Origin of the sequence: Clavibacter tessellarius, assembly GCF_001618005.1 — a bacterium.
Taxonomy (GTDB): Bacteria; Actinomycetota; Actinomycetes; order Actinomycetales; family Microbacteriaceae; genus Clavibacter; species Clavibacter tessellarius_A.
Genome location: NZ_LQXA01000035.1, coordinates 244,773 through 256,172, shown reverse-complemented (window position 1 = coordinate 256,172; position 11,400 = coordinate 244,773). Strand labels below are relative to the sequence as shown.

At 72.4% G+C, this 11,400-nt stretch carries 9 protein-coding genes; all 9 read left to right on the top strand.

Going from position 1 to position 11,400, the window contains the following annotated elements:
- Positions 1–75 precede the first annotated feature (75 nt).
- Complete coding sequence (locus AWH51_RS10120; protein ID WP_063071931.1) at positions 76–801, top strand: DsbA family oxidoreductase; 726 nt, start codon at positions 76–78, stop codon at positions 799–801.
- Entirely contained in the window at positions 798–1,043 is a 246-nt protein-coding gene (locus AWH51_RS10115) for a hypothetical protein (protein ID WP_063071930.1), read from the top strand. Before AWH51_RS10120 ends, AWH51_RS10115 begins: the two co-directional genes overlap by 4 nt.
- 92 nt (positions 1,044–1,135) lie before the next feature.
- Positions 1,136–2,362 carry a tRNA dihydrouridine synthase DusB gene (gene dusB / locus AWH51_RS10110; protein ID WP_081235028.1) on the top strand — a complete coding sequence of 409 codons (1,227 nt, stop codon included), beginning with the start codon at positions 1,136–1,138 and terminating at the stop codon, positions 2,360–2,362.
- The gene (locus AWH51_RS10105; RefSeq protein WP_175345504.1) at positions 2,352–3,626 is read left to right on the top strand and encodes a deoxyguanosinetriphosphate triphosphohydrolase; all 1,275 of its coding nucleotides are present in this window, start codon (positions 2,352–2,354) and stop codon (positions 3,624–3,626) included. Before dusB ends, AWH51_RS10105 begins: the two co-directional genes overlap by 11 nt.
- 61 nt (positions 3,627–3,687) lie before the next feature.
- The gene (gene dnaG, locus AWH51_RS10100; protein ID WP_063071928.1) at positions 3,688–5,583 is read left to right on the top strand and encodes a DNA primase; all 1,896 of its coding nucleotides are present in this window, start codon (positions 3,688–3,690) and stop codon (positions 5,581–5,583) included.
- 167 nt (positions 5,584–5,750) lie between these two features.
- Positions 5,751–7,406: an ABC transporter substrate-binding protein gene (locus tag AWH51_RS10095; RefSeq protein WP_063071927.1), complete on the top strand. Its 1,656-nt coding sequence runs from the start codon at positions 5,751–5,753 to the stop codon at positions 7,404–7,406.
- 149 nt (positions 7,407–7,555) lie between these two features.
- Positions 7,556–8,650, top strand: a complete 1,095-nt coding sequence (locus AWH51_RS10090; protein ID WP_063071926.1) for an ABC transporter permease — start codon at positions 7,556–7,558, stop codon at positions 8,648–8,650.
- Between the two features lies 1 nt (position 8,651).
- Positions 8,652–9,626, top strand: coding sequence for an ABC transporter permease (locus AWH51_RS10085; RefSeq protein WP_063071925.1), 975 nt, complete (start codon positions 8,652–8,654; stop codon positions 9,624–9,626).
- Positions 9,623–11,335, top strand: coding sequence for a dipeptide ABC transporter ATP-binding protein (locus tag AWH51_RS10080; protein WP_063071924.1), 1,713 nt, complete (start codon positions 9,623–9,625; stop codon positions 11,333–11,335). The genes AWH51_RS10085 and AWH51_RS10080 overlap by 4 nt, the downstream gene beginning before the upstream one ends.
- Positions 11,336–11,400: the final 65 nt, after the last annotated feature.

Here is an 11,400-nt window from a genome sequence, read left to right as displayed (position 1 = left end):
GGGGGAGGGGGAGTTGTCGGCCATGACCGGGCAACACCGCGGGAATGCCCCGCCTTCCCGACCGGTTGCCCACCCGTGACCGACACCCCCGCCTCCGCCCTGCCCGCCCTCCGCGTCGACGTCTGGTCCGACATCGCCTGCCCGTGGTGCTACGTCGGCAAGCGGCGGTTCGAGGCCGGCGCGCGGGCGTTCGCCGCGCAGACGCCCGGCGCCCCGGCGATCGAGGTCACCTACCGGTCCTTCGAGCTCGCGCCCGACACCCCGGTCGACTTCCAGGGCACGGAGGTCGACTTCCTCGCCGGCCACAAGAGCATCCCCACCGAGCGCGTCCGCACGATGCTCGCCGACATGACCTCCCTCGCGGCCGCCGAGGGCCTCGACTACGACTACGACGCGCTGCAGCACACCAACACTGTCCTCGCGCACGAGCTGCTCCACCACGCGCGGGCGCACGGGCTGCAGCTCGAGATGGTCGAGCGCCTGCTGTCCGCCTACTTCACGGAGGGGCGCCACGTCGGGCGGGTGCCCGACCTCGTCGAGCTCGCGGCCGAGGTCGGCCTCGACGCCGACGCGGCGCGGGAGGCGCTCGAGTCGCACCGCCACCTCGACGACGTGCGGGCCGACCAGGCGCAGGCGGTCGCGTACGGCATCCAGGGAGTGCCGTTCTTCGTGATCGACGAGCGATTCGGCATCTCCGGCGCGCAGGACCCGACGGTCTTCGCGTCCGCCCTCGCCGAGGCCCTGGCCGCGCGCGACGGCGAGACCGTGCGCGTCGTCGCGGGCGAGGAGACGGCGCGATGAGCGTCCCTCCCGCCACGGGCACGCTGCCCGTCGTCGCGCCCGCGGCTCCGGAGACGCCGCGGCTCCCGCTCCTCGCGATGCGCGGATCCGCCGACGCCGCCGCCTGCGAGGGCGACGCGTGCCTCGTGCCCGGGGCCGTCGCCGCCCCGGCCGACGCGGGATCCGCCGCTCCGACGGACGCGGATCCCGCCGCCGACCTCGCGCGGGTGCGTGACGCCATCGACTCCGGCCGCGCCATCTGACTCTCCCTCCCCAGGCCGTCCCCGCCGCCTCCTCGAGCGGATGCCCGCCCGCGTCCGCCGCCTGCCGTCCCGTCTGGGAGAATCGAGCCGTCATGTCCTCTCCGACCCTCACCCCCGTGCCCTCCGCGGCCGACGTCCCCGGCGCGCCCGCGGCCTCCGCCCGGCCCGCCCTCCGCATCGGCGGCATCCCGCTCGACGTGCCCGTGGTGCTCGCGCCCATGGCGGGCATCACCAACACGGCCTTCCGCCGCCTCTGCCGGGAGTTCGGGGCCGGCCTCTACGTGAGCGAGATGATCACGAGCCGCGCGCTCGTCGAGCGCACCCCCGAGTCGATGCGCCTGATCACGCACCACCCGTCGGAGAAGGTCCGCTCCATCCAGCTCTACGGGGTCGACCCGAAGACCGTGCGCGAGGCCGTCACCATGCTCGTCGCGGAGGACCGCGCCGACCACATCGACCTCAACTTCGGCTGCCCCGTGCCCAAGGTCACCCGGAAGGGCGGGGGAGCGGCGCTGCCCTGGAAGCTCGGGCTCTTCACCGACATCGTCGAGGGCGCGGTGAAGGCCGCGGGCGACGTGCCGCTCACGGTCAAGATGCGCAAGGGCATCGACGCCGACCACCTCACCTACCTCGAGGCCGGCCGCGCCGCCGAAGCCGCGGGCGTCGCCTCCATCGCGCTGCACGCGCGCACGGCGAGCGACTACTACAGCGGGCACGCCGACTGGTCGGCCATCGCGAAGCTCAAGCAGGCCATCACGAGCGTGCCCGTCCTCGGCAACGGCGACATCTGGGCCGCGGAGGACGCCATCCGCATGATGGACGAGACCGGCGCCGACGGCGTGGTCGTCGGCCGGGGCTGCCTCGGCCGCCCCTGGCTCTTCGGCGACCTCGCCGCCGCCTTCCACGCGCGCGCCGCCGGGTCGGATCCCGCCGACACGCCGCGCGCGCAGCCCTCGCAGGGCGCCGTCGCCGACACCTTCCGCCGCCACGTGGAGCTCCTCGCGGAGTTCTTCGAGAGCGAGGAGCGCGGCTGCCGCGACGCGCGCAAGCACGTCGCCTGGTACTTCAAGGGCTACCCCGTCGGCGGCGACCTGCGGGCGGCGCTCGCCTCGGCGTCGTCGCTCGAGGAGATCGACGGCCTGCTCGCCACCCTCGACCGCGACCAGCCCTACCCGGGTGCCGGCGCCGAGGGCGCGCGCGGCCGCCAGGGCAGCATGAAGCGCACGGCGCTGCCGGACCGCTGGCTCGAGAGCCGCGACATCGACGCGCAGGATGCGATGGACATCGCGGACGGGGAGATCCACAACAGTGGCGGTTGAGAGCACCGAGGCGCGGTCCGCGTACAGCGAGACCGACGCGGAGCGTTGGTACCCGGAGCAGCACTCCTCACGCCGCAGCGACTTCGCGCGCGACCGCGCCCGTCTCCTGCACTCCAGCGCCCTCCGGCGCCTGGCCGCGAAGACGCAGGTGCTGAGCCCCATGGCGGGCCTCGACTTCGCGCGCAACCGCCTCACCCACTCGCTCGAGGTGGCGCAGGTGGGCCGCGAGCTCGCCTCGAGCCTCGACCTGGATCCCGACGTGGTCGACACCGCGTGCCTCGCGCACGACATCGGCCACCCGCCCTTCGGCCACAACGGCGAGCGGGCGCTCAACGACTGGGCGGCCGACATCGGCGGCTTCGAGGGCAACGCGCAGACGCTGCGGCTGCTCACGCGGCTGGAGCCCAAGGTCATCGGGCCGGAGGGGCGGCCGTACGGGCTCAACCTCACGCGCGCGAGCCTCGACGCGAGCTGCAAGTACCCGTGGCCGAGCTCGCAGTCGGTGCCGGATCCCTCGGGCCGTGGCAAGTTCGGCTTCTACGACGACGACGTGGCGGCGTTCGCGTGGCTCCGCGAGGGCGCGCCCACGGGCCGCCGCTGCATCGAGGCCGAGGTCATGGACCTCAGCGACGACATCGCGTACTCCGTGCACGACTTCGAGGACGCCATCGTCGGCGGCTACGTCGACGTGCGCGCGCTCGGCGCCCGGGTCGACCACGAGGAGCTCGTCGACTCGATGGTCGCGTGGATCGGCGGGGCGCACTCGCACGAGGAGCTCATCCAGGCGTTCGACCGGCTCGACTCGCTCGACGTCTGGGTCGACGAGTACGACGGCGGCCGCGGCGCCCAGGCGGCGCTGAAGGACCTCACCAGCCAGCTCATCGGCCGGTTCGCGGGCGCCGCCACGCAGCTCACGCGCGCCACGCACACGGACCGCAGCCTCATCCGCTTCGGCGCGCACGTGGTCGTGCCGCGCGCCATCCAGGCGGAGATCGCAGTGCTCAAGGGCATCGTCGCGGCGTTCGTCATGTCGAAGAACACGCGCCAGCCCATCTACGCCCGCCAGCGCGAGGTGCTCGCCGGCCTCGCCGACGCCCTGCACGCGCGCGGCGCCGACGAGCTCGACCCGGGCTTCGCGGGGGACTGGCGCGAGGCTGCGGACGACGGGGCGCGCAAGCGCGTCATCGTCGACCAGGTCGCCAGCCTCACCGACCAGTCGGCCATCGCCTGGTACGAGCGCCTGTGCGCCCGGCCCGTCTTCTGACGCCCGCGCGGCGCATCCCGCGACCCGGGATCGCCTCCGGGGCCGGACGTAGGATGAGCCAATGGCCCTGATCCGCAAGAGCGACATCGACGAGGTGCGCTCCCGGGTCAACCTGGGCGACGTGGTGGGGGAGTACGTCACCCTCAAGTCCGCCGGCGTCGGATCCCTCAAGGGCCTCTGCCCCTTCCACGACGAGCGCACCCCGAGCTTCCACGTGCGGCCGCAGGTCGGCTTCTACCACTGCTTCGGCTGCGGCGAGGGCGGCGACGTCTACACGTTCCTGCAGCGCATGGACCACGTCACGTTCGCCGAGGCCGTGGAGCGCATGGCGCAGCGCATCGGCTACCAGCTCCACTACGAGGACGGCCAGGCCGCCACCGACCAGGGCAACCGCTCGCGCCTGCTCGGCGCCAACGAGGCCGCCGCGGAGTTCTTCGTCGAGCAGCTCGGATCCGAGGAGGCGGAGATCGGCCGCACGTTCCTCGGGGAGCGCGGCTTCGACCAGGGGGCGGCGCAGCGCTTCGGGGTCGGCTTCGCGCCGCAGAGCTGGGACGCGCTCTCCTCGCACCTCCAGGCGAAGGGCTACTCCGAGGCCGAGCTCGTGACCGCCGGCCTCCTCAGCCAGGGCGACCGCGGCGCGTACGACCGCTTCCGCGGCCGGCTCGTGTGGCCCATCCGCGACCTCACGGGAGCCACGGTCGGCTTCGGCGCGCGCCGCCTCCGCGAGGACGACAAGGGCCCCAAGTACCTCAACACCCCGGAGACGCCCGTCTACCACAAGAGCTCCGTGCTCTACGGGCTCGACCTCGCCAAGCGCGACGTGAGCCGCGGCCGGCAGGTCGTCGTGGTCGAGGGCTACACGGACGTCATGGCCTGCCACCTCGCCGGGGTCACCACCGCGGTCGCCACCTGCGGCACCTCGTTCGGCGTCGACCACATCAAGGTCCTCCGCCGCGTGCTCGGCGACGACAGCGGGCTCGGCGAGGTCGTCTTCACGTTCGACCCCGACGCGGCGGGCCAGAAGGCCGCGATGCGCGCGTTCTCCGAGGAGCGCCGCTTCGCCGCGCAGACCTACGTCGCCGTCGGGCCCGAGGGGCTGGATCCCTGCGACCTCCGCCTCACGCGCGGCGACGACGCCGTGCGCCGGATGATCCAGGGCAAGAAGCCCATGTTCGAGTTCGCGATCAAGCAGATCCTCGCCGACCACGACCTCGACACCGTCGAGGGCCGCGTCGCCGCGCTCCGGGCCGCCGCGCCCGTGGTGGCGGACATCCGCGACCCGTCGCTCCGGCCGGGCTACGCGCGCGAGCTCGCCGGCTGGCTCGGCATGGACCTCACCGAGGTCGGCCGCGCCGTCCAGACGGCGGGCCGCAGCATGCCGGCCGACGGCGCCGACCGCTCGGGCGGCACGCCGTCGGGGCGCGGCGGATCCGGCCAGCACGGTCGCGACGAGGACGGCTCCGCGGTCGAGAGCTCCCGCTCCATGTCGCTCATGGACCTGCCCACCGACCTCGCCACCCGCCTCGAGCGCGACGCGCTCATGGCGATGCTGCAGCACCCGGAGCTCGTCGGGAACGACCTCGTGATGCGGGCGGCGCAGGTCACCTTCGTGAACGAGAGCCTCGCCGTCGTCCGCGACGGCGTCATCGGCAGCATGGACGCGCTCGGCGGCGCCGACTGGCTGTCGCGTGTGGCCCTCGAGGTGCCCGAGTCGTTCGCCACCCTGGTGAAGCAGCTGGGCGTGGCGCCGCTCCCGAACCGCGGCGACGCCGACAAGCTCGCGATCTACGTGAAGGGCGTCACGGCCGAGCTCGTCGGACGCGATCTCCTGCGCCGGAAGGCCGACCTCATCGGCCGCCTGCAGCGCACCGACGCGACGCACGAACGCGAGCGCTACCAGGAGATCCAGCGCGAGCTGATGCAGGTCGAGGCCGAGCGCCGCGCCCTCCGCGAATAGGCGGTCCCGCCCGTCGGCGGCTTTGTTTCATTCGTGTGAAGAAGCGTCATCGTGTGTCCCCGGGGTCGGGACTGCTGTTTCCCGTGTGTTAGAAATCATTCACAGCACAGCGTCCGTGTCTCCCGATGCGCGGGCGCGAACCCCTTCATGAAAGAGGCACTCGGAACATGACGTCCGCATTCTCCCGGCGCTCACGCGTCCTGCTCGCCACGGCCGGGTTCTCCGCCGCGGCCCTCGTCCTCGCCGGCTGCTCCGGCGGATCCGGCGACCCGCTCGCCGAGGACGGCGCGTCTGGCGGCGGCTCCATCGTCGTCGGCACGACCGACAAGGTCCTGTCGCTCGACCCCGCGGGCTCGTACGACAACGGCTCCTTCGCGGTGCAGAACCAGGTCTTCCCCTTCCTGTTCAACAGCCCCTACGGCAGCCCGGACGTCGAGCCCGACCTCGCCGTCTCCGGCGAGTACACCTCGGCGAACGAGTTCACCGTGAAGCTCAAGCCCGACCTGAAGTTCGCGAACGGCCACGCGCTCACCTCGAGCGACGTCAAGTACAGCTTCGACCGCACCGCCGCCATCGCGGCGAACGGCGCCGACAACGGCAACGGCCCGTCGTCGCTGCTCGCCAACATCGAGTCCGTCGCGGCGCCCGACGACACCACGGTCGTCTTCACGCTGAAGACCGCGAACGACCAGACCTTCGAGCAGGTGCTCTCGAGCCCCGCCGGCCCCATCGTCGACGAGGAGGTGTTCCCGGCCGACAAGCTGGCGGACCCCGCCGACATCGTGGCCGCCAACGCGTTCGCCGGCCAGTACGTGATCACCGACTTCCAGCTCAACCAGCTCGTCGCCTACGCGCCGAACGCCGACTACCAGGGCGTCCTGCCGAAGGCCGCCAACGGCGGCGTCACCGCGCGCTACTACGCGGACGAGACCACCATGAAGCTCGCCGTGCAGAACGGCGAGATCGACGTGGCGGGCCGCTCGCTCGGCGCCACCGACATCGCCGACCTCAAGAAGGACGACTCCGTACAGGTCATCGACGGCCCCGGCGGCGAGATCCGCTACATCACGTTCAACCTGAACACGCAGCCCTTCGGCACGACGACGGGCGAGGCCGACCCGGCCAAGGCCCTCGCCGTCCGCACGGCGGCCGCCGACCTCATCGACCGCGACGAGCTGTCGACCGAGGTCTACAACGGCACCTACACGCCGCTCTACTCCTACGTGGCCGACGGCCTCTCCGGCGCGAACCAGGCGCTGAAGGGCATGTACGGCGACGGGAACGGCGGGCCGGACGCGGACAAGGCGGCGAAGGCCCTCTCCGACGCCGGCGTGGCCACGCCCGTCGCGCTGCAGCTCCAGTTCAACCCGGACCACTACGGCGCCGGCTCGGACGACGAGTACGCGCTCGTCAAGCAGCAGCTCGAGGCGACCGGCCTGTTCCAGGTGAACCTGCAGTCCACCATCTGGGACCAGTACAGCAAGGCCCGCGTCAACGACGAGTACCCGGCGTACCAGCTCGGCTGGTTCCCCGACTACTCGGACGCGGACAACTACCTCACGCCGTTCTTCTCCCCGCAGTCGTTCGTGAAGAACCACTACGACAACCCCGCCGTGACGGACCTCATCACGCAGCAGCTGTCGGAGGCCGACACCTCGAAGCGCGCCGAGCTCATCGGCCAGATCCAGGACGAGGTCGCCGCCGACCTGCCGACCCTGCCCCTGCTCCAGGGCTCGCAGGTCGCGGTGGCCGGCAAGGACGTGAAGGGCGTGACGCTCGACGCGTCCTTCAAGTTCCGCTACGCCCCGATCACCAAGGGCTGAGCCGACCGGCGGGAGGGCGGTCGATAGGCTGACGCCCTCCCGGATGGGGCGTCCCGCTGCGGCGGGACGCCCCTCTCCTGTGTCGCCCTGGGCGGCAGCACCCGCCCGCTCCGCACCGATCCTCCGCTGACCTGAAAGGCACATCCGCCGTGACCGTCATCCCGGACGCCGTCCCCGCGTCCGCACCCCCCGGGGCGAAGCCGCCCAAGGCCCGGAAGCAGGGGATCGGGCTCGGCCAGTACATCCTCATCCGCGCCGTGCTCATCATCCCCACCGTCTTCATCCTCGTGACGCTGGTCTTCTTCCTCATGCGCATCGTGGGCGACCCGATCTCCGCCGCCGTCGGCGACCGCCTCACGCCCGAGCAGCTCCAGGAGCGCCTCGCGACCGCCGGGTTCGACCGGCCGATCGTCGTGCAGTACCTCGAGTACCTCGGCCAGATCGCGACGGGGAACTTCGGCCGCTCGCTCACCGACAACCGGCTGATCAGCGAGGTGCTGCTCCAGTACGGCTCCGCCACGCTCGAGCTGGTCGTCTACTCGCTCATCGTCGCGTTCCTCATCGGCATCCCGCTCGGGCTCGTGGCCGCCTACTTCAAGGACCGCACTCCCGACGCCGTGCTGCGGATCCTCGCGATCCTCGCCTACGCCACGCCCGTGTTCTTCGCGGGCCTGCTCCTCAAGCTCGTGTTCTCGGTCTGGCTCGGGATCCTCCCGCTGTCGGGCCGCGCGGACACGCGCGTCGAGGTCGCCCTCGGCCGGCTGGAGGACCCGACCGGCATCTACCTCATCGACGCGCTCCGCCTCGGCAGCCCCACCGCCGTGAGCGACGTGCTCGAGCACGCGGTGCTCCCGGCGCTCGCGCTCGGCCTGCTCACGGCCGGCATCTTCCTGCGGCTCGTGCGCACGAACGTCATCTCGACGCTCGGCACCGAGTACGTGGACGCGGCCCGCTCGCGCGGCGTGGGCGAGTTCCGCCTCACGACACGGCACGCGCTGAAGCCCGCGCTCATCCCGATCATCACGGTCGTGGGCCTGCAGATCGCCGTCATGCTCGGCGGCGCGGTGCTCACGGAGACCACGTTCGAGTGGCGCGGTCTCGGCTTCCAGCTGGCGCAGTACCTGGCCGCGCGCGACTTCGTGGCCGTGCAGGGCATCGTGGCGCTGCTCGCCGTGATCGTGGCCGTGACCAACTTCATCGTCGACGTCGTCGCGGCGCTCATCGACCCGCGAGTGAGGTACTGACATGACCGACACCACCACCGCCCCCGCGACCACCCCGGCGCGCCGCTCGCTCCTCTCCCGCCTCCCGCTCCTCTCGCACGTGCGGCAGAGCGTGGGACTCCAGCGCGGCATGCTCGTCGCGGGCATGGTCATCACCGGGATCTTCATCGTCCTCGCGGCGCTCGCGCCCGTCATCGCGCCCTTCGGCTTCGCCCAGGGCCAGGCCGACGGCGAGTCCTTCCCACGCCAGTCCGCGCCCGACGGCACGCACGTCTGGGGCACCACGGTCGGCGGCTACGACGTGTTCTCGCGCGTCGTCTGGGGCACGCAGACCGCGCTGTCCGTCGTCGTGATCGCCGTCGTGCTCTCGCTGTTCGCCGGCGTGCTGCTCGGCGTGGTCTCCGGCTACCTCGGCGGCTGGCTCGACAGGATCCTCGTGGTCATCGCCGACGCCATCTACCCGTTCCCGACGCTGCTGCTCGCCATCGTGGTGAGCATCGTGCTGAACGGCGGGCAGTCGAGCCTCTGGGGCGGCATCCTCTCGGCCGCCGTCAGCATCACCGTGGTCTACATCCCGCAGTACTTCCGGGTGATCCGCGCGGAGGTCGTGCGGCTGAAGGCGGAGGCGTTCGTCGAGAGCGCCAAGGTCATCGGCACCTCGGCGCCGCGGATCATGTTCGTGCACGTGCTGCGGAACTCCACCCGCACGCTGCCGTTGATCCTCACCCTCAACGCGTCGGAGGCCATCCTCACGCTCGCGGGCCTCGGCTTCCTCGGCTTCGGCATCGCGCCGACGTCGGCCGCCGAGTGGGGCTACGACCTCAACCGCGCGCTCGCGGACACCGCGAGCGGCGTCTGGTGGACCGGCGTCTTCCCGGGCGTCGCCATCGTGCTGCTCGTCCTCGGGCTCACGCTCGTCGGCGAGAGCGTGAACGACATCTCCGACCCCAAGCTGCGCGCCCGCAAGCGCGCCTCGACCAAGAAGGTGTCCGCATGAGCGACGTCGTCTCCATCCGCGACCTCGGGGTGACCTTCGCGACCGACGGCGGCGACGTCCGTGCGGTCGACGGGGTGTCCCTCACGGTGTCGCCCGGCGAGATCCTCGCCATCGTGGGCGAGTCGGGGTCGGGCAAGTCCGTCACCGCCCGCACGGTGCTCGGCCTCCTGCCCGACACGGCCGTCACCGACGGCGCCGTGCTCCTCAGCGACCGCACCGGCCAGGGCGCGGTCGACGTGCTCTCCCTGTCCGCCGACAAGCTGCGCCAGGTGCGCGGACGTGACGTCGCGATGGTGTTCCAGGAGCCGTCCACGGCCCTGAACCCCGTGCACACCGTGGGGTGGCAGATCATCGAGGGCCTCCGCGCCCACGGCCGGGTCTCCCGGAAGGAGGGCCGCGCGAAGGCGGTCGACATCCTCCGCCGGGTCGGCATCCCGGACCCCGAGACCCGCGTCGACCACTACCCGCACCAGTTCTCGGGCGGCCAGAAGCAGCGCGTCGTCATCGCGATGGCGCTCGTGCTCGACCCCGGCCTCATCGTCGCGGACGAGCCGACCACCGCGCTCGACGTGACCGTGCAAGCCGAGATCCTCGACCTGCTGCGCCGCTGCCGCGACGAGTTCGGCGCCGCCGTGATCCTCATCACCCACAACATGGGCGTGGTCGCCGACCTGGCCGACCGCGTGGCCGTCATGTACCGCTCGCGTCTCGTGGAGCAGGCCGACGTGGCCACGCTCTTCGCGTCGCCGAAGGAGGAGTACACGCGGAACCTGCTGGCGTCCGTGCCGAAGCTCGGCGAGGGCGTCGCCGCGACCGAGGAGCGCGCCGCGGTGCGCACCCGGGCCCGGCAGGCGTCGACCACGGAGACGGCGCCCGTCGTCGTGGCGAAGGGACTCGAGATCGAGTACCCGGGCCGCCTCGGCTCACCCGCATTCCGCGCCGTGAAGGGCGTGGACCTGCACATCGAGGCGGGCGAGGTCCTGGGGCTCGTGGGGGAGTCCGGCTCCGGCAAGACGACCATCGGGCGCGCCATCGCGGGCCTCACGAGCGTCACGGGCGGATCCCTGCAGGTGCTCGGCACCGAGATGCTCGGCGTGCGCGAGCGCGACTTCCGGAAGCGGCGCGCCGACATCGGGTTCGTGTTCCAGGATCCGGCCACGAGCTTCAACCCGCGCCTCACCATCGCCGAGTGCGTGGCCGAGCCGCTCATCGTGCACGGCCGGGCGAAGAGCCCGCAGGCCGCGCGCGGCCGGGTGGACGAGCTGCTCGAGGCCGTCCAGCTGCCCAAGGCGTTCGGCGACCGCTACCCGCACGAGCTCTCGGGCGGCCAGCGCCAGCGCGCGAGCCTCGCCCGCGGGCTCGCGCTCGAGCCGTCGCTGCTCGTCGCGGACGAGCCGACGAGCGCGCTCGACGTGTCCGTGCAGGCGCGCGTGCTGGAGCTCTTCACGGAGCTGCAGCGCGAGCTCGGGTTCGCGGCGCTGTTCATCAGCCACGACCTGGCCGTCGTCGACCTGCTCGCCGACCGGATCGCCGTGCTCTACCGCGGCGAGCTCGTGGAGGAGGGGACCGGCGCCCAGGTGCTCGGGAACCCGCAGCACCCGTACACGCAGCGCCTCCTGGCGTCGCTGCCCGTGCCGGACCCCGCCGAGCAGGCGGAGCGCCGCGCCCGGCTGCACGCCCTCCGCGCCGCCGAGCGGGCCGACGGCTAGGCGGCTTCCGAGCGGAACGCCGCCGAGGCCGGGCATGATGGGTCGCGACCCGCACAGGCGTCCGG